Genomic DNA, 23,434 nt, shown 5'->3' with positions numbered 1-23,434 from the left:
GCGCGCTGGCGGCGATCCGGCGCGCGTTTCCTGTGCTCCGGTGCTCACTTCCATCAAGGCCGCTCCGCTCCGGTGCTCGGAAACGCACGACGGGCGTGCCGCTTGCGCGGCACTCTCGCTCACCAGCCCCCATGTCCAGCCACGCTTTCCGAGGCTCGGGTGGCATGATCAAAAACAAGGGAGGGGGCGGTGATGAAGATCGTGATCGTGTGTGATTCCTTCAAGGAAAGCCTGCCGGCGCTGCAGGTGGCCGATGCGATCGAGGATGGGTTCCGCGAGATCTATCCGGACGCGACTTATGTAAAGCTGCCGGCCGCCGATGGGGGGGAAGGCACGGCGGAGTCGCTGGTTCTGGCGACGAGTGGGCGGATGCTGACCCGGGAGGTGACGGGGCCGCTGGGCGCGCCGGTCACGGCGGCGTTCGGCATTCTGGGTGACGGGCGGACGGCGGTGGTGGAGATGGCCGCTGCCGCAGGGCTGATGCTGGTGCCGCGCGACCGGCGCAACCCGATGACGGCCACGACCTATGGCGTCGGGCAACTGATCCTGGGGGCGCTCGATGAAGGATGCCGGCACGTCATTCTGGGACTCGGCGGCAGTGCCACCAATGATGGTGGCGCCGGCATGGCGCAGGCGCTGGGTGCGTCGCTGCGCGATCGGGACGGTGTCGAGCTGCCGTTCGGCGGCGGGGAACTGGCCCGGCTGGCGCGCATCGACCTTTCGGGCCTCGATGCCCGGCTGGCCGGCTGCCGGATCGAGGTGGCCTGCGATGTCGATAATCCGCTGACCGGTCCCTTCGGGGCCTCCTCGGTCTTTGGCCCGCAGAAGGGGGCGACGCCGGAGATGGTGCGCCTGCTGGATGGTGCGCTGGCGGGATATGCGGATCAGATCGCGGCGGCGACGGGGCGCGCGGTCGATGCCGTTCCCGGTGGCGGCGCGGCGGGCGGGCTGGGGGCGGCGGCGCTGGCATTCCTGGATGCCACCTTGCGGCCGGGGGTGGAGATTGTGATGGAGGCGCTGGGGCTGGACGCCATTGTGGCCGATGCCGACCTGGTGATTACCGGCGAGGGTCGGATCGACGGGCAGACCGTGCACGGCAAGGCGCCGATCGGCGTGGCCCGGGTGGCCCGGCGGCATGGGCGGCCGGTGATCGGCATCGCCGGGTCGCTGGGCGCGGATGCGGCCAGGGTGCATGCCCATGGGATCGATGCCGTCTTCAGCGTCGTCAACCGGCCCTGCACGCTGGAAGAGGCCCTGGCGGAGGCGGCGATCAATGTCCGTGTGACGGCGCGCAACGTGGCCGCTGCGACCGCGATCTTTCGGGCGAGATGAAGCAAATGTAACCGGCGGCCCGAGTTTCGTGGGAGATTGATTTTATTTTATGTCAAATATGACAAAACGAAGGCAGCGTCTCCGGGTTATGCCTGTTTTCCTACCAGGGGTGGATTGTCCATAAAAAATTGTTTTTATGAAGATATGGGGAAAGTTGCCTCGCGTTCCATGGGTGGGGCGATGTGTTTTTGCCCAATGAGAGATTAACTTAAATTAACTAAAAGACCATCGAACTGTGTAACATAAGGGCCGGAAAAGATCGCACCCGAGCCGTGGGTGCGTCCGAATCAGGCCCGTGGCAGCGCTGGCCGAGGGGGACCTGACAGGGACGCATTCTTGATCTGGCGTCGGATTTCCCCGATGCTTGGCAAAAGAGCAGGAGGCTCGTGGCGATCGGCACGGATCGCACCAGGGAGTGAGCGCGGTCATGGCGACCCCGTGGTTCAATGCCGCGTCGCATGCCGATACCGGGCCCGTTCAGGCGACAATGTGCTTTTTGATTCGTCGTGCGGCCGGCGGCCGTCACGACTGTTGGTTTATTATGGTCTCGAAGAGGGCAGGGAAACATTATGAAGACTAAGGGCGGTATCCGTATCGCGATCGTGGGCGTCGGCAACTGTGCCAGCGCCCTGATCCAGGGCATTCACTATTACGGCCCGAACCGCCACAACGAGGAAGTCATCGGCCTGATGCACGAGAGCCTCGGCGGCTATCGTCCCAGTGATATCGAGGTTGTGGCCGCGTTCGATATCGACGCGCGCAAGGTCGGCACCGATGTCAGCCGCGCCATCTTCGCTGCCCCCAATTGCGTCGTGAAGTTCGAGCCGAACATCCCCGACAGTGGCGTGACCGTGCGCATGGGCGCGGTGCTGGACGGCCTGTCCGAGCACATGGCCAACCATGACGAGAAGCGCAGCTTCGTGCGCGCCGATGCGGCCGAGCCGACCCGTGAGGACGTGGTGGCGGAGCTGCGCCGCAGCGGCGCCGAGATCCTGGTGAACTACCTGCCGGTCGGCTCGGAGAAGGCCACCCGCTTCTACGCCGAATGCGCGCTGGAGGCCGGTGTCGGCTTCATCAACAACATCCCCGTCTTCATCGCCAGCGACCCGGAATATGCCGCCCGCTTTGCCGAGCGCAACGTGCCGATCATCGGGGACGACATCAAGTCGCAGCTGGGCGCGACCATCGTCCATCGCGTGCTGACCGACCTGTTCGCCAAGCGCGGCGTCAAGATGCTGCACACGTACCAGCTCAACACGGGCGGCAACACCGACTTCCTGAACATGAAGAATCAGGAACGTCTGGCGTCGAAGAAGACCTCGAAGACCGAAGCCGTGCAGGCCGTCGCGAAGACGCGCATGGAGAACGAGGACATCCATGTCGGCCCCAGCGACTATGTGCCGTGGCAGAACGACAACAAGGTCTGCTTCATCCGCATGGAAGGCCACGCCTTCGGCAACGTGCCGCTGGAGCTGGAGCTGCGCCTGTCGGTGCAGGATTCGCCGAACTCGGCCGGTGTCGCCATCGACATGATCCGCTGCTGCAAGCTGGCGCTGGATTCCGGCGTGGGTGGGGTCCTGGCGGCGCCCAGCGCCTATTTCTGCAAGCATCCGCTGGTCCAGTACACGGATGACGAGGCGCACAAGATGGTCGAGGCGTTCATCGCCACCCATTCGACCGAGGCCGTTCCCGCCTGATGAAGTGCCTGATCGTCGCCGCCGGGCAGGGCAGTCGCCTGCGTGACAAGGGGCCGCTCAAGCCCCTGGTCCCGATCCGGGGGCGACCCCTGATCGCCGAGGTCATCGACCGCGCCCGCCGTGGCGGGGTCGATGAATTCGTCATCATCAATGGCTATCGCGGCGACGAATTGTGCGCGGCCCTGGACGGCATGGCGGAATGTGACGGGGTGCGTGTCACCCATGTCCATAATCCGGCGTGGGACCGCGCCAACGGGGTTTCCGTCCTCTGTGCCCGGCCGTTCCTTGACGGGCCGTTTCTGCTGACGATGTGCGACCACGTGCTGGACCCGGACATCAATCGCCTGATGGCGTCGATTCCGGCCGGCCGGGACGGGGTGACGCTGGGTATCGACAGCAATGTCGAGCGCATGCTGAACGATCCGGACGATGTGACGCGGGTATTGTGCCGGGACGGTCGGATCGGGCGCATCGGCAAGTCGCTGACGGAATTCAATGCGTTCGACACCGGGATCTTCCGGTGCACGCCTTCCATGTTCGATGCCCTGGAGAGCAGCCAGGCCGAGGGCGAGGACAGTATTTCCGGCGCCATGAACACGCTGGCCCGCTGGCACAAGGCCTATGTCCTCGATATCGGCGAGCGTCTGTGGATCGACGTCGATGACCCGGTGGCCTATGACAAGGCCGAACGCCTGATGGCCCAAGGGCTGCTTTGACAGGCATTGCCCTGGCCCCCCACGGGGTCAGGGGGACGAGGAAACAAGGGCGCCAGTCGTGTTGCAGCAGACAGATCCCGTGCGGCGCACGTCGGAAATCGAAGAACTGACCAATTTGTATGTCATCCATCCGGTCTCGGGGTGGCTGACGCGGCATTTTGCCCGCATGGGGGTGGCGCCCAATGCGGTGTCGCTCTGCGGCATGGCGGCGGGTGTGCTGGCGGGGGTGGCCTATCACCATGTCGGCGATCCGCGTTACGCGGTCGGCGGGTTCCTGCTCATGATCATCTGGCATGTCATGGACGGCGCGGACGGCCAGTTGGCGCGGCTGACGGGCAAGCAGTCGCAGATCGGCAAGATTCTGGATGGCATCTGCGATTATGTGACGTTCGTGTCGGTCTATGTCGGGCTGGCGCTGGCTCTTTCCGCCCTTTACGGGGCGTGGGTGTGGGCGCTGGTCGTGCTGGCCGGCCTGTGCCATGCGGTGCAGTCCGCCGCCTATGAACGGCAGCGGCAGGATTATAATTTCTGGGGCTGGGCCCGTGGCGTGGCACCTATGGCGCGGGCGAAGGTTCGTTCGGGCCGGCGCATGGGCGACCTGCTGTTCGGGCTCTATAATCGGCTCGAGGCGCTGACCGCCGCGGGCGGAGAGGCGGGGCTGAACCAGCGCCTGACCGGCCTGCTGGCGGCGCATCCCGACCGCGCGCCGGTGATCCGCACCGCCTATCGCGAGGCCTTTGCGCCGCTGTTGCGCGGCTGGTCGATCCTGTCGGCCAATTATCGGACGATCGGCATCTTCCTGTGCGTTTTCTGCCGTGTGCCGCTGGCCTATTTCATGTTCGAGATCGTGGGTTTTACGGCGATCCTGATGATATTGCTGGCCCGGCAGCGCGCGTGTGATGCCGCGTTCACGGCCGGGCTGGATGGGCTGGACACCGATCTGCCGGGCCCGGCCGGCCGCCGCCGCGACCAGGCGGCCTTTGTGGTCGAGGCCAAGGCGCCCGCCGCGCCCTGACGGCGCTGCGGGGTTTTTGAAAGGGCCTCTTATTCCCTGGTGTGGATGAAGAGGAAGGCCGCGGACAGCATCAGCAGGATCGGGGGCGTCAGGGCCGTGATGGCCGGGTTCAGATCCAGCAGCAGGCCCAGCCGGCTGGTGATTTCCTGTCCCAGTGAGAACACGATGGCGATCGCGATGCCGATCGCCATGCGATAGCCGAGATTCTGCGAGCGGGGCGGTCCGAAGACGAAGGGGGCCGCGCAGGCGATCAGCGCGATCATGGCGAATGGCGTGCTGATGCGCGACCAGAGTTCCTGCTCATAGCGCGTGGCCGGCAGGTGGTGTCGCTTCAGGTCCTGGATGTAGCGATACAGCGCGATGGGCGGCACGCTCTCGGGCGGCAGGCTGAGGAAACGGATCTGCCGCGACGACAGGAAGGCATGCCAGATCATGCTGTCCTGATGGCTGGTGTGGAACTGGTCGGCGACGATGTCCTTGCGTGTGACGTCCGCCAGGACCCAGTCATCGTCCGCGCCGATGGTGGCGCGGGCCGCGTGCAGATATTGCGTCAGCGCGCCCTGATCGTCGAAACGGTAGATGTCGATATCCTCGCCCAGCGTTTCGTTCATGAAGCGGTGGACGCCGAGGAACTGTTGGTCGCCATGGGCCCAGAAGGCGCTGTCGTCCGCGGCATTCGCCGTGCCCGCCGTCAGGGCGGCGGTCCGGCCTACCTGGGCCATGTGGCGGGCCGAGGGGACGATGAACTGCCCGACCAGGAACAGCAGCACGATCGTCGGCACGATCAGGCGCAGCACCGCGCCGATGATCTGCATTTCCGACAGGCCGATCCCCTGCAGGGCAGTCAGTTCCGAATGTTTGGCAAGGCCGCCCAGGCCCAGCAGGCAGGCCAGCAGCATGGCGATGGGGGTGACCTGCATGAACCGTGCCGGAGCCAGCAGGGCGGTATAGGCGGCGGCGTCGGCCAGGTGATAATGCCCCTGGCCGACGAAGGAGAGCTGGTCCACGAATTCCAGCAGGCTGAACAGCGCCGTCAGCCCGACGGCGACCAGGACGAAGGCCCGCAGCGTGACGAGCTGGATATAGCGATCGAAACGTCTCATTCTCATGCCGCGTCATCCCGCCGTGACAGCAGCTCGGCGATCTGGCCGCGCAGCATGAACCCCGTCAGGGCCGCCAGCAGGGCGGGCGCCCACCAGATGCCGGGAACGGGGGCGACCATGCCGTGCTGGACCCAGGTTCGGGCGGAGGTATAGAGCAGGTAATAGACGAAGAAGATCAGGATCGCGGTCCCCAGTTTGCCGTAGCGATTCTGCCGGGGGCGCCCCCGGGCCAGCGGCACGGCCAGCATCGCCAGCAGCATGGTGGTCAGGGGGGTGGACAGGCGCCACTGGAATTCCGCCACGTCCGCCGGTTTGTGCGAGGTGGCGATGCGCAGGCTGCCGGCGGTGACCGAACTGTCGTTCGGCGCTTCCACGACATGGCGATTCGGGTCCTGGGTGATTTCGCGCGCGGTCAGGACCTGATCGTGTGCCCCGGGGCTGGTGCCGATATCGTAGATATGGGCGTTCTTCAGCCGTACATAGAGATCGGTGCGGCCATTGCCCTCTTCGGCCACCGGATAGCCGAGTTCGGCATGGATGATCCGTATGTCCGTGGGGCGGCGCAACTGGACGAAGATATCCTGGGCCGGGCCGTTGGGGCCCTGGCGCCGGGTGAGGAAGATGACGCGCGCGCCATTCTGTACGACATAGAAGGTGCCGGGCTGCATCGCGTCGACGTCCAGCGTCAGTTCGGCGCTGCGCGAGAGGGCATGCAGCCGCTCATAGGCCCAGGGGCGCACGATCAGTGACAGAAGGCCGACCCCGATGGCGACGCATCCGGCCAGGACCATGACATGGCGCAGCAGCATGGTGGGGGTGACCCGCAGGGCATGCAGCGCCGTGATTTCGGAATTGCCGTACAGCGTGCCCAGCGCCAGCACGATCGACAGGTACAGCGCCACCGGCACCAGCACTTCCAGGCTGATCAGGAGCTTGAGCACGATCAGCTCCACGATCGTGTTGGTGGACAGCAGGCCGTTTACGGCGTCCGACAGGAAATCGGCGGCGCTGTAGCCGGCGAACAGGGCCATGCATACCACCAGCATGGCCGCCAGGGGCTTCCCGATTTCGCGCAGAAGATAGTTGCGAATGATCAAGGTATGAAAACCGTCTGTCGGGGACACGCGTCGCGCCGGGGCGCACGAACCGGTCCCTCCGTCCTGTCACGCCGGACGGGCGCGGCCTGTGCCGCGTGTGAACGCACCCCTGATTGCCCAAGAATAAAAGAGCGGCCTGCTTTCGTCAAACCCGTTGCCCCGGCCGGGTCATGTGCCGGAGGGCGGGAGGATGGGCGACCCGGTGCGCAGCAGATGTTTCAGCCAGCACCAGCACTGGCGCCGATAGAGGCGCCATTGGGGCGCTTGCCAGGGTATGACCGGATCGGCCGGGGCATCCAGGCGTTCGGAGATCGCGGTCATGATCCGGGTGGCGCGGGCCTCCCAGGTCAGGGTGCGGCTTTCCGCCAGCGCGGCCTCGGCGAGGCGGGCGCAGAGCATGGGGTCGTCGGTCATCTGCCGCACCGCTTCCGCGAGGGCGGAGGGGGAGTCTGGCTGGCAGAGACAGGCATTGACCCCGTGGCGCAGGATTTCCCGCACGTCTGGCGTGTCCCCGGCCAGGATGGGGCGGCCCGATGCCATATAGAAGAACAGCTTGAGCGGCAGGACGGTCGAGCCGAAGCGCGTCAGGGGCTGGAGCGAAGGCGGGATCAGCAGGACATCGGCGGCGGCGACATACAGGCCCAGGGTCTCGGGCTGCTGGAACGGCACGATCCGCACGTTGGGCAGGGGGCGGGCCTTCTCTTCGATCGGGCCGTCGCCGTAGGAGCCGACCAGGATGAACAGCCGGTCGGGCAGCAGGCGCGCCGCCTCGATGACCACGTCCAGCCCCTTTCGCCGGTTGATCCGGCCCGTATAGACGACCGTCCGGGCGGCGGGAGGGATGGACAGGGCCTGTCGCGCGGCTTCCGGCGTGGGGCGCGCATCCAGCCGCTCGGGCTCGAAGCCATTATGGATGCAGCGCAATTTGGCGGCGGGCACGCCGAGTTCCAGATATTTCCGCCGCGTATAGTCCGAATGGCAGATATTGAGGATGAAGCGCGGATGGCTCATCAGCCGGTGGAGCCAGCGGCGCAGCGGCGGGATCTGGTCGGGCCAGGGGCGGTAATGGTCGAAGACCACGCGCTGGCCGAACCGGATGGCCATCCAGGCGATCCACAGGTTGCGGGTATAGACCAGGTCCGCCTGACGGAAGGCCCGGCGGCAGACGATGGTCAGGCCGCACATCAGATGGCGCAGGACGGCCGGGCCCAGCGGTGCCCAGGCCCGTACCACCGCCAGCCCCGTGGCCTTGCCCATGGCCGCGCAGGCCGCCTGGTCGCGCATGGGGACGTGCAGCCGCGCGCGGGGCGCCAGGCGGGCCAGGTAGCGGGCGGTGGTGATGAAGACTTCGGCGTCGGCCTCGGCACTGGGGAGCGGATTTTCGAATGCGAAAAGGATTCCGATCCCCGCATCCGGGTTTCCGGCATGGCCGCTCTGTCTCACTGGTCGAATCCATCAGGCTTTTGTCCGGGCGCTGGCCCGCCGATGGCGCATATGACCGGGAACGTCCGTGGCTGTCCAGAAGGGGCGCCATGCCGGCGCTGGGCGGCAGATGCAACCATCGTGGGCACGGCGCGCTACGAAATCGGTTGACGGCCCCCTTTTTTGCTCCCTGTCTGGTTCGGAGGAAACGGTCATGCGTGATCTGACCGCCATCGAGATCCTGTCGCACCTGACCGCACTGCGTGCCCAGGTTTCGGGATTGCAGGTGGCCTTGCAGACGGTACGGACCGTCCATGTGCCCTCGTCGTCGCGGGTGGTCGCAGACAGTGAGATCGTGACGGTTACGCTCAACGGTTCCGTTCTCCGGCGTGTCGAGGACTGGCAGGCACGGCAGCCGGACCTGCCGAACCGCGCGATCGCGCTGGAACGGATGATCGAGGCCTTTCTCGATCTGGATGCATGGGCCAAGCGCTCCGGCCTGAACGGGTCGGGCGCGGAGGGCGTGGGCGCCGAAGCTTAGCCCCGGCGGTCCATTGCGTGGGTTATGGCCAGCCGGTCGCCGGTATGTCGAAATGATCGATCAGTTCGTGGTCCGGCAGTTGTGCCAGTTCCTTGGACACGGCCAGGATCAGCCTGTCCTGGGCGGCGGCGGTCAGGTCGGCGCGGATGGCGTGCAGGAGATGGCCCGGCGCGGCCAGGACGAAGCGGCTGATCGTGCCGTCGGTCACGCCGTGGTTCAGCGTCGCGGCGATCGTGGTGGCGAACTGTTCGGTGGTCGCGATGTGCCGGATGGTGTGCAGCGCGGGTCCTTCGTGGCGGAGCAGGCGCGCCGTGTGCGCGTCGGCGACGACATAGGTCACGGGGTCGATCGTTGCCATGATCTTCTTCTCCCTGTCCAAGACCGTATCATCTTTCACCCGAACGCCCTTTCGGGGAAGGGGGCTGCGTCCTTCGCGTCATCACTTTCCGCGATTCGGCCGGCGATGGCGAGGAAGCGCCGGCGCACCGCGCCTGCGTGGGGATTGAGGTGCGCGATGGCGTGAGAGACGTCCGGCGCGTCGTCCCGCACCATGGCGGTGGCGGCGCGGATCAGGTCGAAGCTGCTGGTGCTGATCCGTTCGGGCATCGGGCCCATCTCGGAGAGGATGCGCGCCAGCAGGTGGGTCAGGCCCTGCGCCATCGCGGCGTCGCGGTCATGGGCGTCGGGCGTGGTCAGGATGACGTCCAGCCCCAGGGTCCGGCGCAGGAACGCGGCCACGGCGCCGGGCCTGGTCCGCCGGAGCGGGCAGAGCACGATGCGGTGGCCGGCGATGCCGTCCCGCGCGCTCTGGGGGCCGAACAGGGGATGGGTCGCGATGATGCGGACATGGTCCGGCAGTTCCCGGCACAGGATCTCCGCCGGCAGGATCTTGACCGAGCCGACATCGGCCACCAGCGCGTGGCGGGGCAGGTGGGGAGCGATCGCGCGCGCGACCGCCTGCATCCGCGCGACCGGAACCGCCAGGATCACGATCGGGCAGGCGGCGGCATCTTCCAGATTCGTCGCCGCCATCCCCGGCATGAGGGGGCCCGGCGGCAGAAGGGGATCGTGGACGCGGACGGGGCAGTGGGCGGCCAGGTGGGGGGCGATCAGCCGCCCGAAGGCGCCGAAGCCGAACAGGCCGATCTGGGGAGAAGAGGGAAGAGATCCGTCTGACATGACACTGCTTTCGGGAAGCTGCGTTGTCGGGAGGAATCTCGATTGTTCGACCGCTGACGACGCAGCGGTTGAACACATGACAAGCCCCCGCCGCTATGAATGCGGCGCGTAATACAGTCCGGACAGGAAGGACGGGGTGATCATGCGCGCAGATAAAATCATTCGGCGGGGCCGGTCAAGGCCGGCGGGGGTTTCTGCCCCTGGGTCGCGACCAGCAGCCATGCGCCCACGACCTGGAGCGGCAGGCCCGCCACCAGCATGACGAAACCCGCCCAGTGCTGATCCTGAAGCGGGGTCAGGTCCCATCGGCACAGTACGTCGAGATAGGGGGCGTAGAGCACGCGCGGCGCCGTCATCCATATCACGGCCACGACCGTCATCGGCAGGCTGCCCAGCAGCGCGTAGGCGCCGGCCATCGGATCGTGCCGGATCACGCGGCTGCCCGGCATCAACTGGGCCCAGAACAGCAGGCCGGCCAGCAGGTCCAGCAGGCCCAGGGGCGCGCTGAACAGGGCGTTGGCCAGCGAGCGGTCCAGGATTGATGGCAGGCCGGTCGCTACAGCCAGGCCGCCGAACAGCGCCGCCGCCACCCCGGGGTCGCGCGTCCAGCCCGCGACCCGGACGGGGGCGGCCTGCCTGGTCGTGGGGCCGGCGAGGGCCAGCAGCAGGAAGGGGGGAACGACCTGACCCATGACCATGAGGGCAGTGGTGTACTGCGTCATCGATGCGAGGGGGTCACGCAGCCCCAGGCAGGAGGCCGCCAGCAGCAGCGTGCCGGTGCCGCCCGCCGTCAGCCGCCATGCCGGCCGGCGGTGCCGGGCGGCCAGCAGCAGGATCGCGGTGCCCATGAGCAGCCCGGCGGCGACCCAGCCGGCCTGAAGCAGGGGGCTCCAGCCCCTCATCGGGGGAGAACCGCGCGGATGTCGGCGGCCATCGCATCCGGATCGTTCAACTGGGTCATGCCGTAGCGGGCACGCATCCGCCCGTCGGGGCCGACCAGCATGAGGACTGAATTGTGGTTGATATGGCCGTCGGTTCCCGTCCAGCCGATTCCCCAGGCGCGGGCTATCGCGGCCACATCGGCGGGGGGGCCGGTCAGGCCGGTCGGGGCCGGCTGGAACTGGGAGAGGAAGCCGTGCAGTACGGCGGGCGTGTCATGCGCCGGGTCCAGCGTGACGAACAGGATGGCTGTCCGCGCCGCGTCTGGGCCCAGTCGGGCGAAGACGGGTTCCAGCGCCCCCAGCACGGTCGGGCAGACATCGGGGCAGCGTACATAGCCGAAATAGACCAGCGTTGCCCGGTCGTGCAGCGTTGCCGGGTCGAACGGGCGGCCCAGATCGTCGCGCAATGCGAGGCTCGGGGCCGGGGCCGGTGCGACCGGGGAGCCGAACCGGCCGAAGCCGCCGCTCCAGCCGGCATGGAGCACCAGGAGGGCCAGGATGGCGGCCACCGCGCAGGCGGCGCGCCGCAGGGACTGGCGGAGCGGTGGCGCAAGTGCCGTCACGCCGCGTGGCCTACCAGAGAATCCAGCCCGGTGCCCGCGTCACATGATGCAGGAACGGCCAGAGGATCGGGATATAGGCGGCGAGGGTCGCCAGGACCGTGATGCCGGTCAACAGCCACACATGATCCAGCGCGCGGATCAGGGGCGAGGCCGACTGGGCCGGGTTGGGCGGCGAGTCGATGGTGGAGCTGGCCGGGCCGCCGAAGGACTGGGCGAAGGGAACGGGCGGAGGGGCCGCGCGCCGGCCGAACAGGATGCTGCCGAAAAAGACGGCGAAGAACGCATAGCTGGCCACCCACAGCAGGACACCGCCTGCCGCCACCAGTGCCAGCGGGACCGATGCCGCACCATAGAGCGCGTGATAGGTGTCGTGGGGGAGGGCCGAGACCCATGCCCGGCGCGGCACGCCGTAGAGGCCGGCCCATGTCATGCCGATGGCGAAGATCGTCATGCCGACGAACCAGGTCCAGACGGAGAACAGCGCCAGCCGGCGGCTGATCAGTTGGCGGCCGGTCAGATGGGGCACCATCCAGAAGCTGATCGCCATGAGGGTCATGGCGGTGACGCTGCCGACGGTGACGTGGAAATGGCCGGGGATGAAGGTGGTGTTATGGACGATGGCGTTGAGCTGCCAGCTGCCGTTGACGATGCCCGTGGCGCCGCCAAGGATGAAGGTGATCGCCGCGAGGAGCTGTGCCGCCACGCTGGGATCGCCCCAGGGCAGGGCGCGGAACCAGCCGAACCAGCCCTGTCCGCCGCGCAGGCGGCCGGCATATTCCAGGCTCAGCCCGATGGTGAAGGCGGTGACCAGGCTGGGGGTGGCCACCGACATGGTCAGCACCACCAGGATGCCGCGCCAGATCGACGAGAAGCCCGGATCGGAGAATTGATGGTGCGTGCCCACGGGCAGCGCGAAGATCATCAGGAGGGCGAAGGTGATCCGCGCCATCGGATCGGAGATCAGCTTGCCGCCGACCTGGCGCGACAGCAGGCCGTACCATGAGACATAGGCCGGCATCAGCCAGAAATAGACGATCGGGTGGCCCGTCAGCCAGAACAGCGTGCGGTTGATGATCGGGTCGACGGTGCCGATCAGCCCCAGCGACCACGGGTCGAGCTGGAGCACCAGTTCGGCCATCACGCCCACGCCGGCCAGGCCCCACATCAGCATGGTGGTGAGCGACATGTACGTGACCAGCGGCGTGATTTCGCCGGGGCGGTGCCGGCGCCAGGTCGCGCGCATCTCCAGCAGGATCGGCAGCGGCATGGTGCTGCCCAGGGCCAGGAGCGTGATGCCGATATAGAAGAACGGGCTGCCCTTCAGCGGCGGATAGAATGTCCACAGCACCGACGAGGAATTGTCGGCCATGGCATAGAGTACGCACAGCGCACCCACCGCCATGATCGCGAAACAGGTGCGCCACATCACGAGATTGGGCGCCACGCCCAGTTCGCGGGCCGGCAGGTAGACCAGCAGCCCGCAGGTGATGAAGAAGGTGAAGACGTACCCGTTCATCACTCCATGGATGGTCAGGCCCTGGTAATAGCTCTGCAGCAGCGGGCGCAGGGCGGGATAGGCGTCGACCCCACCGTAATTCAATGCCTGGAGCGGGCCGATGGTCGCCCCGATCAGCAGGGCGGAGAAGCCCGTGATCAGGAAGGCCAGCATCAGCCGGTGCATGCTGGCGGCGGCGCGGTCGGAGTCGGACCGGGCCAGGGCGGACGGGAGTGTGTCGGCTGTGATTTCCATGCTCATGGTGTGCCTGCCGGATCGACGATGATGCGGGCCACCATGGCGTGGTGGAACATGCCGCAATATTCGTTGCAGATGATGCGGAACAGTCCGGCATGGCGGAACGTGTATTTCACCGTGCCGACCACGCCCGGTACCGCCGTCAGGTTGACCGGCGTGCCCTGGATCTCGAAACCATGCAGCACGTCGGCGCTGGTGACGTAGAAGGTGATTTCGGCCCCTTCGGGCACATGGATCACGTCCGGCGCCCAGTGCCAGGCGCGGCCGACCATATAGACCGCATAGCTATTCGGGCCGGTGCGGACCACCTTGCCGTCCTGGAACGCGGCTTCGCGCGCCGGGGCCTGCGGGTCGGCCGCGTAGGAATGGGTGCCGGTTACCAGGCCGTAATCATGGACGACGTAGAACATCGTCCCGATCGTCAGCAGTACCAGCATGACCAGCACGCCGAAGATCCAGAACCGCTCGTGCCGTTCGGCCGAGGCATGGAAGGCGGCTTCGAATGGGCTCATGCCCGTTTTGTTGTCCATAACCGTTCCTCTCCCGTCACGCGCGATGCAGGAAGATCACCGAGACCAGGACCCAGACCGTCAGCGTCGCCGCCAGCAGCACGAAGCTGACAACCCAGGTGCCGACCGGCCGGACCTCCATCACGGGCGGGGCGATGCCGTCATTCCCGTCATCATGTGTGGTCGGTGTGCTCATTTCGTGGCTCCCGTGTCCGGTGCCGGCAGGCTTTGCAGGTAGGCCGCGACGGCCTGCATGTCGGTGTCGGCCATCGCGTGGGTTTCCTTCACCATTATCTTGCCCATCGGGTCGCGATCCCTGCCCTGCTGCCATTGCCGCAACTGTTCCAGCAGATAGGGGGCGGACTGCCCGGCCAGATGCGGGGCGAAGCTGCCCATGCCCTGGCCCGCCGGGCCATGACAGCCGCCGCATGGCATCACGCCGTGGGGCATGTCCCCTTTCTGGAAGATCTCCTTGCCGCGCGCGCGCAATGTGTCGCCGGCCGGGTCGTTCTCGGCCGGGGGCGGTTCGGGCAGGCTGGCATAATAGGCGGCGACGTCCTGCATCTGCTTCCGGGTCAGCATCCGCGCATAGGGGGCCATCCAGTTGTTGCTGCGCTTGTCGGACGCGAAGAAGCCCAGCTGCTGCTCCAGATAGGCGGCCGAGAAGCCTGCCAGGCGCGGTATGCCCATCTCGGGCTGTCCGGCACCGTTCATCAGGTGGCAGGCCGAGCAGCCGACATGGCCGGTCAGGACGCCGCTTTCCGCGATTGTCCGCCCCGCCGCCGGATCGGGGGTATCGGCCGCGCGGGACGGTTGCGCGGCCAGCAGGGTGAGTCCCAAGAGCGTCAATACGCCAGCCCGTCGCCGGCCTGGACGGATGATGCTTTCCGCCGCCTGGTGCATGCCTTTCTCCCGTTCGGGTGTCTTGCCGATATGATAAGCTACAGGCGATTGCCGGAAACCGGGCATCGCCCGCAATCCCCCTGCATCGCGGTTCCTGGTATTCTTGCTTATTGGCCCGCTCGCTCTTCGGCTGCGACTTTCCGATGTTGCCGCTGGCCTGTCACGGGGGTGGTTTCGATCCGGATACGTGACCTGTCGCAGAATTGAGACAGGCGCGCGCGATCAGGGGATGGAAATCCGGTCCGCGCCGAGGCTCGGAAGCACATGGTGGACGTGCCGCTTGCGCGGCGCCCTGGCGCACCAGCCCACATTTCCGGTCAGGCCACGCAATAGAGAGACAGGAACAGGGGCGCTTTCATCGTGCCGGCCATAATCTCTGAAACGTGATTATAGTCAATCCGTATCGATGCCGCGGGGGAATAAAAGCGCCGTCCGCGATTTTCTGCGTTGCACCATGGTTTTCCGGCCCTGTTCTTGCGCGACCGGCTCCGGACTTGTCGCAGTTTTGCGACAGTCCGCCGGCCCCATGCCTTTTCGCTGTCGTGACAGAAACGCCTGGACCGGCAAATGCTGAGGGGCCTGACACATAAGAACGACGAACGTGCAGGTGGAGCATCGTCATGAACGGTTTTGTCGGGGATTACTTACGGATCTTGCGCCATGTTCCTGTCGTTACGCTTATCCGGCCCTCGGCCGGACGGCGTTGCGGACGGTTGGGCGCGACTTTCATTTCCCGGAAGCTGAAATGCCGTGCGGACGATTCCTACCGGAAGAGTGTTGCGGGAGATCCAAGATGAAGTTTGCTTACCGTACCAGCGTCACCAGGCGGCCCCTGCGCAATGCGGTGCTGGCCCTGCCGGTCGCACTGGCCTGTGCGACCGCGCTGACGGTTACATCCCCCGTCCGGGCGGAAGACCCGGCCGGCCCCTATCAGCCGGTGACGAGCGAGCGGCTGGGCCACGCGGCGCAGGACAATGGCTGGCTGATGTACCGGCATGATTATTCCAGCACGGGCTATTCGGTCCTGGACGGCATCAACGCGGGCAATGTCGCCCAGCTCAAGCCCGCCTGGGATTATGAGACGGGCTCGAAGAGCGGGCATGAGGCGCCGCCGATCGTCAATGGCGATTACATGTTCATCACCACGCCGAAGAACGGGCTGCTGGCCTTTCAGGCCAGCACCGGCAAGCTGCTGTGGAAATATCAGCGCGACCTGTCCGATGTGGGGCTGAAGACGATCTGCTGCGACGTGGTGAACCGTGGCGTCGCGCTGTATGGCAGCAATGTCTACATGGCCACGCTGGACAATCATGTGCTGGCGCTGGATGCCACGACCGGCAAGGTGGTGTGGGACCAGGCGCTGGAGGCGCCGGACCTGGGCTATGCGATGACGCTGGCGCCGCTGGTGGTCAAGGGCCATGTCATTGTCGGCGTCTCGGGTGGCGAGTATGGCGGGCGGGGCTTCATTGCGTCGCTGGATGCCAAGACCGGCAAGCAGATCTGGCGGCAGTCGACGATTCCGGCTCCGGGCGAACCGGGCGGCGATACCTGGCCCAAGGGGGCCTACAAGACCGGTGGTGGCGCCACCTGGCTGACCGGCAGTTACGACCCGCAGACCGACTCGCTGATCTGGGGCGTGGGCAATCCGGGGCCGTGGCTGGCGGTGCTGCGGCCGGGCGACAATCTCTATACCGACAGCGTGATCGCGCTGAACCCGGCGACCGGCAAGATCAAGTGGCATTACCAGTACACGCCGAACGATACATGGGATTATGACGGCACGAACGAGCCGGTCCTGACCGACCTGACCTACCAGGGCAAGGCGTACAAGGCGCTGGTCAGCGCCAGCCGCAATGGCTGGTTCTATGCGGTCGACCGTACGAACGGGAAACTGATCTACGCTGAAAAATTCGCGCATGCGACGTCGGTTTCCGGCTTCAAGGATGGCAGGCCGATGACCGACCCCGCCATGCGGCCGGACGTGGACAAGGAGATCTTTACCTGCCCCAGCTTCCTGGGCGGCAAGAACTGGTGGCCGATCGCCGTCGATCCGCAGACCCATTTCGCTTATGTGCCGACACTGCACACCTGCATGAAGATGAAGGGGGCCTCGGTTTCGTACAAGGCCGGCCTGCCGTTCCTGGGCGAGACCTTTACCGTCATGCGCGATCCGGAACATCCCGATGAATGGGGTTCGGTCCAGGCCATCGACCTGAATTCCGGCAAGCAGGCCTGGTCGTTCAAATCCGCGCTGCCGTGGAACGGGGGAATGCTGGCGACGGCGGGCGGGCTGGTCTTCTCGGGCAGCGCCGACGGCTATCTGTATGCCTTCGACGCGAAAACGGGTTCCGTGCTGTGGAAGAGTCCGAAAATGTCGTCGGGTGTCCTTGGCGTGCCCAGCACCTGGAAGGTCGGCGACAGGCAATATGTCGGCGTCTATGCCGGTTGGGGCGGCGGTGTGCCGATCTGGGGCGGCGACATGGCGAAGGACCCGCGTGTCCGCTCGATTCCGCTGGGTGGCCATCTCTATGTCTTCGCGCTGTAAGGAGGACCGCATGCGCATGAATATTGCCCGCCTGTCGCGCCGCGCCCTGGCCTGCGCCGTAGCCGTCGGTGCCGTGCTTGCCGCGCGGCCGGCCGGGGCCACGGTTTCGGTCTGCATCGATTCCTCCAACCCGGCCCATGCGATGGATCGCCGGGTTGTCCAGGCGGTGGCCCGCCAGCAGGGCACCGATGCCGCGATCTATACGTTCGACGGCAGTGGCGCGGGGGACGATGACGGATTCGATGTCCGGAAATTCAGCACGCTCGCGGCCTCGCGCTGTGCGCTGGTGCTGGGCTTTCCCGTCGATGCCACGCATGGCGCGGTGCCAGAGGGGATGCGGGCGACGGCGCCCTATGCACGGATGGGATTCGTGCTGGTGACGCCGCGCGGCCACGAGGCCGAAACGCTGGCGGCCCTGCCGAACGGGACGGATGTGGCGGTGACCTACCTGACGGCGCCGAACCTGTATTTCGTGAAACATCCCAATGTCCACGCCGATATCTATCCGACCGATGCGCAGACCATTGCGAGCGTGGTCCATCGCACGGATCGGGCGGCGATGGTCTGGCGCGCCAGTGCGGTGGCCTATCTGCCCGGTGGGGAAAAGGCGCGTGACTATTGCATGCACGCGCTGAGCGAACCCCATGCCGACTGGGACGTGGTGGCGCTGTATGGCCCGCAGGGTGCTGCTGCGGCGGCGTCTTTCCAGAAGAGCATCGCGGCGCTGCGGCGGTCCGGCCAATTGGCGGCGCTGCTGCGCCCTTATGCCATGTCGCCGGCCAACCCGATCGTCCTCGCGGCGGCGGAAGCGCCGGCGGCCCCGGCGGCCGCTCCGGCAACGCCTGCTGCTGGTGGGGCGAAGCCGGCGCTCTTTACGGCGGCGCAGGCCGATGCAGGCAAGAAGGCCTATGCCGATAATTGCGCGCAATGCCATGGCGACAATCTGGAGGGGATGGCCGGCCCCGCGCTCAAGGGCAAGAATTTCGCCTCGCCCAAGGCGAATTTCCATGTTGGCGACGTGTTCACGATCGTGTCGCAGAATATGCCGGCGACCCAGCCGGCCAGCCTGCCGCACGATGTCTATGTGAACATCATGGCGTTTCTGCTGCAGCAGAACGGCATGCCTGCCGGTTCGGCCGAACTGACGTTCGACGGGGCCAAATCATCGACGGTGCCGCTGGTCTATAGCGGGGATTAGGAAGCGGGGACCCGGTCCGGCCAGGTTGCAGGCCGGACCGGACCGTGAACAGATGCGGCTGCGTGCCCTCCAGAACGTTACCGGAGCCTGTACAGGCGCGGCGTAATTGGTAGTTCGCGCCATAGGCGAACGCGTTATAATAAAAACAAGAAACAACGGAGTTTGTCAGATGTCGGCAAGACATTGGGCACAGGTGGGTTTGACGGCCGTTCTGGCCGCTGGCGGCGTGTCCATGCTGTCGGCCCGCTGCGCCAGGGCTGACGATTACAGCGATCTTCTAGATATCCTGCGGGCCAAGGGTGCGTTGACGCAGGTCGAATATTCGACCCTGCTGGCCAAGCATCGCCATCATGCGGTGGAGCCGGCCTCGGCCCAGGCTCCGCGACGGGGGCGGGGTGCGGCGGCACGCCATGGCGCGGTCACGACCGAGGCCGCCGCGGATGGCGCGGTGATGCCGGCGGTGCTCGCCGCCCAGCGGGCAGCCGACAGTGCCGCGGCCAGCGCCCGCGCCGCCGAGGCCTCGATGCTGGCGGCACGCAGCACGATCGACAGCCCCAGCGTGGTCCGGGTTGCCCCTTATGTCGCGGGCAAGGGGCTGACCTTCAAGGCCGGCCAGATCGATATCAATTTCTCCGGTTTCGTGAACGGGTTCTACAGCTACAATTCGCCAGGGCACGGCCTGCCGGTGGCGGGCGGGCTGTCGAGCGGGGGCAGCGGATTCGATTCGTCGGCGGTGCGCAACGGGCTGCTGCCGGCCGGTTTCGTCCTCAAACTGTCGACGACGCAGTCGGGGATCGACCTGTCGGCGGTGCTGGGCCTGTATCCCGGCCTCAACAACGCCAATCCGGGCGCGTTCAATGCCAATTCCGGCGGCAGTTCGGTCGGGTTGGGCACGGCGGGCATCGATCTGCGTCAGGTCTATCTGACGGCGGGAACGAAGAGCTTCGGCACCGTCAAGCTCGGCCGCGATCTGGCGCTGTTCGGTTCCGACGCGATCCTGAACGATGCGACGCTGCTCAGCGTCGGCACGACGGGCAGCAATACGGCTCCGGCCAATACCTCGTTGGGCCGGATCGGCCTGGGCTATGTCTATGCCGACTGGATTCCGCAGATTTCCTATGCGTCGCCGGTCATTGCCGGCTTCCAGGGGTCGGTTGGTGTCTTCCAGCCGCTGGATGCGTTCAATTTTGCCGGTGGTGGCCTGTCGGCGCAGTCGACGCAGCACAGTTCGCCGATGGTCCAGGGCAAGATCACGTACGATTTCAAGATCGGCGAGCTGAGTACCCGGATCTGGTCCAGCTTCCTGATCCAGCATCAGCAGGGTCTGACGAGCGGCCTGCTGGCGGAAACGGACCGGCGTGGTGCCATGGCCGAGGCCGGCGAAATCGGTGCCAAGCTGACCTATGGCCCCGCTCAGGCCGTGGTCTATTACTATCGCGGCAGCGGCCTAGGCACGACGGGCCTGTTCTTCGACGGCATTGCGCCGAACGGGCACAAGCGTGATTCGGAAGGGTATTACGTGCAGGGCGCCTACAACTTCACCAAGCGCTTCAAGCTGGTGGGCAGTTATGGCGTCAGCAACCTTTATCTGGCGTCGGGGGATACCGCGACCGGGCTGGTGCGTCGCAACCAGTCCGAGGTTGGTGCGGCCTATTACGATCTGACCGACTGGCTGAAGCTGGTGGCGGAATATGCCCATACGCAAGCAGCGGCGCATAACGGCAATTCGGCCAGTGACAATACCGTCTCGGGCGGCGCGATCCTGTTCTTCTGATGTTTTCGTCCGGGGGCATTCGTGCCCCCGGATCGTTCCGCACGGTCTTGTGGATGGCCGCCACCCAGACGATGGCCAAAACGAATAAAAGTCTTTTTGCTTCTTTTTCTTCAGAAAAAGAAGACTCCGAACCCTGCCGCAGGCGTCAAACCGTTTCCCGGTTTTCCCGCCCGCCGATGGTCCAGCCCACCGGCATGGCAATGGCCAGACGGACCAGGTCGGCGGTGCGTGCGACGCCCAGCTTGGTCTTGATCATGCCGGCGGTGTTGGCCACCGTCTTGTAGCTGACGCCCAGTGTCGCCGCGATGTCGGACAGGCTGCGTCCCTCGCCCAGAAACCGCATGATATCCAGGTCGCGGGCCGTCAGGCGCCCGAAATCGCGGCCCAGCACGTCGCGATGTTCGCTGAGCATGGAGGCGATTCCGGATTCGACATAGCATTGTCCGTCCATGGCCTGCCGGATGGCGTCCAGCAGGTCGTCGGGGCCGATCGTCTTCGAGACATAGCCTGTGGCCCCGGCATCCAGTGCGCGGCGGGCATAGATCGGGTCGGCGTGCATGCTCAGGACCAGCACGCGCAGGCCGGCATCGTGCAGGCGGGGCAGCAGCCACAGGCCGCCGGCGCCGGGCAGGCCCAGATCCAGCACCACCAGATCCGGCCGCGTGCGCAGGGCGAGGTCATGGGCGGTCGGGGTGTCGGCGGCTTCCAGGATCGTGGCGCCCAGGGCCGTTGAAAGCAGTTGCCCCAGGCCGGCGCGCACCACCGTATGGTCGTCCACCAGCAGGATTTTCATGCGTTGTGCGCCTCCGGCGCCATGGTGCGGGTGTTGGCCGATGGGGGAAGGGCGTCCGGATCGGGTAGGCTGGCGGTGACGGTCCAGCCTTGGTCGCGCCTGATGTCCAGATGGCCGCCCAGATCCGAGAGGCGGCGGCACATGCCGGCGAGCCCGAGACCCGGTGCGCTGGGGCCGGTGGTGCCGTCGTCACGGACCGAGAGGATGATCCGCCCGCCATCGCGTCCGGCCCGCAGCGCGATGCGCGAAGGATGTCCGTGGCGGGCGGCGTTGCAGACAGCTTCCTGTGCCACGTGAAACAGGGCGTCGCGTTCTGCTCCGTCCAGGGTGCCGAGCGATGGATCGCAGGAAAGCGTGAAGATGATGTGCGGGGCGACATTGTTCCAGAACAGGACGATCGCCTCCAGGGCTTCGGGCAGCCCGCGTCCCGGCGTGCCGTGCAGCCGTTGCAGGATCGCGCGCAGGGTGCGCTGGATGGAGCCGGTGGCGTCCTGTATGGCGCGCACCTGCGCGGGGATGGCGTCGTGGCGGCCTTCGGCGGCGGAGCGGGCGAGGGTGGCCGCGAAGGTCGTGATTCCAAACAGCAGGGGGCCGACCTCGTCATGCAGGTCGCGCGCGATGTCGGCGCGTTCTTCCTCCGCGACGCGTGCGAGCTGGTCCTGAAGGTGGCGATTCTGGGCGGTGGCCGTGCGCAGCGCCTGGGCCATGCGATTGAAGGACGCGGCCTGTGCGGCGATATCGGCCGGGCCGCTTTCGGGGAGTTCCACCCCCTCGTCGCCCGCCGCGATCCGGGCATAGCCGTTGGACAGGGTGGCCAGCGGGCGCAGGCCGCGCACCATGATGACGCAGCATGATCCGGCGATCAGCAGGACCAGCAGCGTGATGGTGGCGATCTGCACCCGGAGTTCGCCCCAGCGTTCCGCCGCCTCGTTGGTCGCATCCGCTTGCAGGTGCAGCCGCCATCCGGCGGGCAGGCTGGCCGGGGCGAGCGTGACCGGGGCCATGGGCGGCGTGGTGGCGTGCAGGAACCAGGCGGGCGGGCGGGGCCCGGCAGCCAGTTGGGACTGGCGCAGCACGCGCCCGGCCTGATCCGTGATGCGGGCCTGGATGTGGCGATTGCCGTCGAAACTGTCGCACAGTTCCGCCAGCCAGCGGGCGGCGGACGGGGCCGATGGTGGGGGCATCGCGCTGATATCGGCGCGGGCATTGGCCAGGGCGGCGACCAGCTCCACCCGGATCGAGCGGGCGGCCTGCCACGCCGCGAGGCCGGAGCCGGCCACCAGGCCGATCATCGTGGCCACTATGAGTGCCAGCAGCAGGCGCTCCAGCAGCCGCAGGCGCGCACCGATGGGGCGGAACGGGAAGAATGCAGTGCCGGGCGGATGATTTTTATGATTTTCGGGAAAATGTCCCATCGACTTCCCTGGCCCCGTTCGATCTGATGAACCGCGTGGCATGCCAATCAAAAAAGAAGAATAAACGCATGTTTGAGAAGACGACTGGACGGAGGGCCCTGTATCTGGCCTCGGTCACGCTCTGCTTTCTGCCCGCCCGCGCGGTGCTGGCGCAGACGGCGCCGGAAGTGGCCCGGGGTGGCGTGTCCGCCGGTATGCAGGCGGAGGACATTACCGTCATCGGAACCTCGCCACTGCCGGGTTCCGGCATCGACCGTGACCGTCTGCCGGCCGCGACCGCCATCCTGACCGCGCATGACCTGCAAGGGACCGGCACCGCCGACATGCTGCATGCGCTGGACAGCCGTCTGGCGGGTGTCAGCCTCAATGCGCCGGCGGGGAATCCGTATCAGCCCACCATCGTCATGAACGGCTTCCAGGCGTCGCCGTTGCAGGGCACGTCGCAGGGTGTTGCGGTCTATCTTGATGGTGTGCGCTTCAACCAGGCCTTTGGCGACACGGTGAACTGGGACCTGATCCCGGATCTGGCGATCGAGCGGGTGGCGGTGGAGGGGCCGAACCCTGTCTTCGGCCTGAACGCGCTGGGCGGTGCGCTGAATGTGCGGATGAAGAACGCATTCAATACCGCCGCCGGCGGCGAGGCCGATCTGTCCGGCGGTTCGTTCGGGCGCATCGTGGCCCAGGGCGATTATGCCGCGCGCCGGGGCGATTGGGGTTTTTATGTCGCCGGCCGGGAGGTGCATGAGGAGGGCTGGCGGGACCTGCAAAGCACCGACATCCAGAGCCTGTATGCGGACCTTGGCTGGAAGGGGCAGGCGACGGACGTGCATGGCAGCCTCGACCTGGCCAATTCGGTGCTGAACGGGCCGGGAACCTCGCCGGTGGAATTGCTGCGCGCCGATCCCAGGGCGCAGTTTACCGCGCCGAACCAGATGGCG

Annotated in this window: 22 protein-coding genes; 9 read left to right on the top strand and 13 right to left on the bottom strand. The window is 66.5% G+C overall.

Annotated features, from left to right (window positions below):
* Window positions 1–192 precede the first annotated feature (192 nt).
* From HLH36_RS12910 to HLH36_RS12895, 4 genes are all read left to right on the top strand, one after another.
* Entirely contained in the window at window positions 193–1,332 is a 1,140-nt protein-coding gene (locus HLH36_RS12910) for a glycerate kinase (RefSeq protein WP_182986776.1), read from the top strand.
* A 569-nt stretch (window positions 1,333–1,901) separates the two neighbouring features.
* Entirely contained in the window at window positions 1,902–3,029 is a 1,128-nt protein-coding gene (locus HLH36_RS12905; protein WP_182986775.1) for an inositol-3-phosphate synthase, read from the top strand.
* On the top strand, window positions 3,029–3,745 hold the full coding sequence (locus HLH36_RS12900) for a phosphocholine cytidylyltransferase family protein (RefSeq protein ID WP_182986774.1): 717 nt from the start codon (window positions 3,029–3,031) through the stop codon (window positions 3,743–3,745). The genes HLH36_RS12905 and HLH36_RS12900 overlap by 1 nt, the downstream gene beginning before the upstream one ends.
* A 58-nt stretch (window positions 3,746–3,803) precedes the next feature.
* Window positions 3,804–4,760 carry a CDP-alcohol phosphatidyltransferase family protein gene (locus tag HLH36_RS12895; RefSeq protein ID WP_338030454.1) on the top strand — a complete coding sequence of 319 codons (957 nt, stop codon included), beginning with the start codon at window positions 3,804–3,806 and terminating at the stop codon, window positions 4,758–4,760.
* Window positions 4,761–4,789: 29 nt separating this feature from the next.
* Here HLH36_RS12895 and lptG read toward each other — a convergent pair whose 3' ends face one another.
* The 3 genes from lptG to HLH36_RS20190 all read right to left on the bottom strand — a co-directional run bounded on the left by lptG (window position 4,790) and on the right by HLH36_RS20190 (window position 8,403).
* Entirely contained in the window at window positions 4,790–5,869 is a 1,080-nt protein-coding gene (gene lptG / locus HLH36_RS12890; RefSeq protein ID WP_246376810.1) for an LPS export ABC transporter permease LptG, read from the bottom strand.
* Complete coding sequence (lptF, locus tag HLH36_RS12885) at window positions 5,866–6,960, bottom strand: LPS export ABC transporter permease LptF (protein ID WP_182986773.1); 1,095 nt, start codon at window positions 6,958–6,960, stop codon at window positions 5,866–5,868. The genes lptG and lptF overlap by 4 nt, the downstream gene beginning before the upstream one ends.
* A 168-nt stretch (window positions 6,961–7,128) precedes the next feature.
* Window positions 7,129–8,403: a glycosyltransferase gene (locus HLH36_RS20190; RefSeq protein WP_182986772.1), complete on the bottom strand. Its 1,275-nt coding sequence runs from the start codon at window positions 8,401–8,403 to the stop codon at window positions 7,129–7,131.
* A gap of 193 nt (window positions 8,404–8,596) precedes the next feature.
* Here HLH36_RS20190 and HLH36_RS12875 point away from each other — a divergent pair, with 193 nt between their 5' ends.
* Window positions 8,597–8,923 carry a hypothetical protein gene (locus tag HLH36_RS12875; protein WP_182986771.1) on the top strand — a complete coding sequence of 109 codons (327 nt, stop codon included), beginning with the start codon at window positions 8,597–8,599 and terminating at the stop codon, window positions 8,921–8,923.
* Window positions 8,924–8,945: 22 nt separating this feature from the next.
* On the opposite strand, the gene HLH36_RS12870 is transcribed toward HLH36_RS12875, so the two are convergent.
* The 8 genes from HLH36_RS12870 to HLH36_RS12835 all read right to left on the bottom strand — a co-directional run bounded on the left by HLH36_RS12870 (window position 8,946) and on the right by HLH36_RS12835 (window position 14,837).
* On the bottom strand, window positions 8,946–9,281 hold the full coding sequence (locus HLH36_RS12870) for a host attachment protein (RefSeq protein ID WP_182986770.1): 336 nt from the start codon (window positions 9,279–9,281) through the stop codon (window positions 8,946–8,948).
* A 35-nt stretch (window positions 9,282–9,316) separates the two neighbouring features.
* Window positions 9,317–10,102: a prephenate dehydrogenase/arogenate dehydrogenase family protein gene (locus tag HLH36_RS12865; RefSeq protein WP_182986769.1), complete on the bottom strand. Its 786-nt coding sequence runs from the start codon at window positions 10,100–10,102 to the stop codon at window positions 9,317–9,319.
* A 158-nt stretch (window positions 10,103–10,260) separates the two neighbouring features.
* Window positions 10,261–11,004 (bottom strand): cytochrome c oxidase assembly protein, encoded by a 744-nt coding sequence (locus HLH36_RS12860; RefSeq protein WP_182986768.1) that lies wholly within the window; start codon window positions 11,002–11,004, stop codon window positions 10,261–10,263.
* Window positions 11,001–11,606: an SCO family protein gene (locus HLH36_RS12855; RefSeq protein WP_182986767.1), complete on the bottom strand. Its 606-nt coding sequence runs from the start codon at window positions 11,604–11,606 to the stop codon at window positions 11,001–11,003. The genes HLH36_RS12860 and HLH36_RS12855 overlap by 4 nt, the downstream gene beginning before the upstream one ends.
* A gap of 10 nt (window positions 11,607–11,616) precedes the next feature.
* On the bottom strand, window positions 11,617–13,362 hold the full coding sequence (locus tag HLH36_RS12850; RefSeq protein WP_220792831.1) for a cbb3-type cytochrome c oxidase subunit I: 1,746 nt from the start codon (window positions 13,360–13,362) through the stop codon (window positions 11,617–11,619).
* The gene (locus tag HLH36_RS12845; protein WP_182986766.1) at window positions 13,359–13,871 is read right to left on the bottom strand and encodes a cytochrome c oxidase subunit II; all 513 of its coding nucleotides are present in this window, start codon (window positions 13,869–13,871) and stop codon (window positions 13,359–13,361) included. The genes HLH36_RS12850 and HLH36_RS12845 overlap by 4 nt, the downstream gene beginning before the upstream one ends.
* Before the next feature lie 34 nt (window positions 13,872–13,905).
* Window positions 13,906–14,064: a hypothetical protein gene (locus HLH36_RS12840; protein WP_182986765.1), complete on the bottom strand. Its 159-nt coding sequence runs from the start codon at window positions 14,062–14,064 to the stop codon at window positions 13,906–13,908.
* Complete coding sequence (locus HLH36_RS12835; protein ID WP_182986764.1) at window positions 14,061–14,837, bottom strand: c-type cytochrome; 777 nt, start codon at window positions 14,835–14,837, stop codon at window positions 14,061–14,063. The genes HLH36_RS12840 and HLH36_RS12835 overlap by 4 nt, the downstream gene beginning before the upstream one ends.
* 727 nt (window positions 14,838–15,564) lie before the next feature.
* Between HLH36_RS12835 and HLH36_RS12830 the strand changes: the two genes are divergently transcribed.
* The 3 genes from HLH36_RS12830 to HLH36_RS12820 all read left to right on the top strand — a co-directional run bounded on the left by HLH36_RS12830 (window position 15,565) and on the right by HLH36_RS12820 (window position 20,288).
* Window positions 15,565–17,316 carry a methanol/ethanol family PQQ-dependent dehydrogenase gene (locus HLH36_RS12830; RefSeq protein ID WP_182986763.1) on the top strand — a complete coding sequence of 584 codons (1,752 nt, stop codon included), beginning with the start codon at window positions 15,565–15,567 and terminating at the stop codon, window positions 17,314–17,316.
* A 10-nt stretch (window positions 17,317–17,326) separates the two neighbouring features.
* Window positions 17,327–18,514, top strand: coding sequence for a c-type cytochrome (locus tag HLH36_RS12825; RefSeq protein ID WP_220792830.1), 1,188 nt, complete (start codon window positions 17,327–17,329; stop codon window positions 18,512–18,514).
* A gap of 169 nt (window positions 18,515–18,683) precedes the next feature.
* Window positions 18,684–20,288: a porin family protein gene (locus tag HLH36_RS12820; RefSeq protein WP_182986762.1), complete on the top strand. Its 1,605-nt coding sequence runs from the start codon at window positions 18,684–18,686 to the stop codon at window positions 20,286–20,288.
* A gap of 145 nt (window positions 20,289–20,433) precedes the next feature.
* Here HLH36_RS12820 and HLH36_RS12815 read toward each other — a convergent pair whose 3' ends face one another.
* Both HLH36_RS12815 and HLH36_RS12810 read right to left on the bottom strand, forming a co-directional pair.
* Window positions 20,434–21,081, bottom strand: coding sequence for a response regulator transcription factor (locus tag HLH36_RS12815; RefSeq protein WP_182986761.1), 648 nt, complete (start codon window positions 21,079–21,081; stop codon window positions 20,434–20,436).
* Window positions 21,078–22,496 (bottom strand): HAMP domain-containing sensor histidine kinase, encoded by a 1,419-nt coding sequence (locus HLH36_RS12810; RefSeq protein ID WP_182986760.1) that lies wholly within the window; start codon window positions 22,494–22,496, stop codon window positions 21,078–21,080. Before HLH36_RS12810 ends, HLH36_RS12815 begins: the two co-directional genes overlap by 4 nt.
* Before the next feature lie 68 nt (window positions 22,497–22,564).
* Here HLH36_RS12810 and HLH36_RS12805 point away from each other — a divergent pair.
* Window positions 22,565–23,434: TonB-dependent receptor plug domain-containing protein (locus HLH36_RS12805; RefSeq protein ID WP_182986759.1), on the top strand; the 870-nt coding region annotated here is incomplete at its 3' end.

This window comes from Gluconacetobacter aggeris, from assembly GCF_014174395.1.
In the GTDB taxonomy this organism is placed as follows: Bacteria; Pseudomonadota; Alphaproteobacteria; order Acetobacterales; family Acetobacteraceae; genus Gluconacetobacter; species Gluconacetobacter aggeris.
Note: the sequence above shows the minus strand (reverse complement) of the source record. Positions and strands in the feature narration are given on the sequence as shown.

Bases quoted from the DNA above. Each gene is read 5' to 3' on its own strand.
- HLH36_RS12820 (WP_182986762.1), top strand. From the start codon at position 18,684: ATGTCGGCAAGACATTGGGCACAGGTGGGTTTGACGGCCGTTCTGGCC.
- HLH36_RS12850 (WP_220792831.1), bottom strand. From the start codon at position 13,362: ATGAGCATGGAAATCACAGCCGACACACTCCCGTCCGCCCTGGCCCGG.
- HLH36_RS12900 (WP_182986774.1), top strand. From the start codon at position 3,029: ATGAAGTGCCTGATCGTCGCCGCCGGGCAGGGCAGTCGCCTGCGTGAC.
- HLH36_RS12830 (WP_182986763.1), top strand. From the start codon at position 15,565: ATGAAGTTTGCTTACCGTACCAGCGTCACCAGGCGGCCCCTGCGCAAT.
- HLH36_RS12825 (WP_220792830.1), top strand. From the start codon at position 17,327: ATGCGCATGAATATTGCCCGCCTGTCGCGCCGCGCCCTGGCCTGCGCC.
- HLH36_RS12870 (WP_182986770.1), bottom strand. From the start codon at position 9,281: ATGGCAACGATCGACCCCGTGACCTATGTCGTCGCCGACGCGCACACG.
- HLH36_RS12835 (WP_182986764.1), bottom strand. From the start codon at position 14,837: ATGCCCGGTTTCCGGCAATCGCCTGTAGCTTATCATATCGGCAAGACA.
- HLH36_RS12815 (WP_182986761.1), bottom strand. From the start codon at position 21,081: ATGAAAATCCTGCTGGTGGACGACCATACGGTGGTGCGCGCCGGCCTG.
- HLH36_RS12910 (WP_182986776.1), top strand. From the start codon at position 193: ATGAAGATCGTGATCGTGTGTGATTCCTTCAAGGAAAGCCTGCCGGCG.
- HLH36_RS12865 (WP_182986769.1), bottom strand. From the start codon at position 10,102: ATGTCAGACGGATCTCTTCCCTCTTCTCCCCAGATCGGCCTGTTCGGC.
- lptG (WP_246376810.1), bottom strand. From the start codon at position 5,869: ATGAGAATGAGACGTTTCGATCGCTATATCCAGCTCGTCACGCTGCGG.
- HLH36_RS12905 (WP_182986775.1), top strand. From the start codon at position 1,902: ATGAAGACTAAGGGCGGTATCCGTATCGCGATCGTGGGCGTCGGCAAC.
- HLH36_RS12840 (WP_182986765.1), bottom strand. From the start codon at position 14,064: ATGAGCACACCGACCACACATGATGACGGGAATGACGGCATCGCCCCG.
- HLH36_RS12845 (WP_182986766.1), bottom strand. From the start codon at position 13,871: ATGAGCCCATTCGAAGCCGCCTTCCATGCCTCGGCCGAACGGCACGAG.
- HLH36_RS12810 (WP_182986760.1), bottom strand. From the start codon at position 22,496: ATGGGACATTTTCCCGAAAATCATAAAAATCATCCGCCCGGCACTGCA.
- HLH36_RS12860 (WP_182986768.1), bottom strand. From the start codon at position 11,004: ATGAGGGGCTGGAGCCCCCTGCTTCAGGCCGGCTGGGTCGCCGCCGGG.
- HLH36_RS12875 (WP_182986771.1), top strand. From the start codon at position 8,597: ATGCGTGATCTGACCGCCATCGAGATCCTGTCGCACCTGACCGCACTG.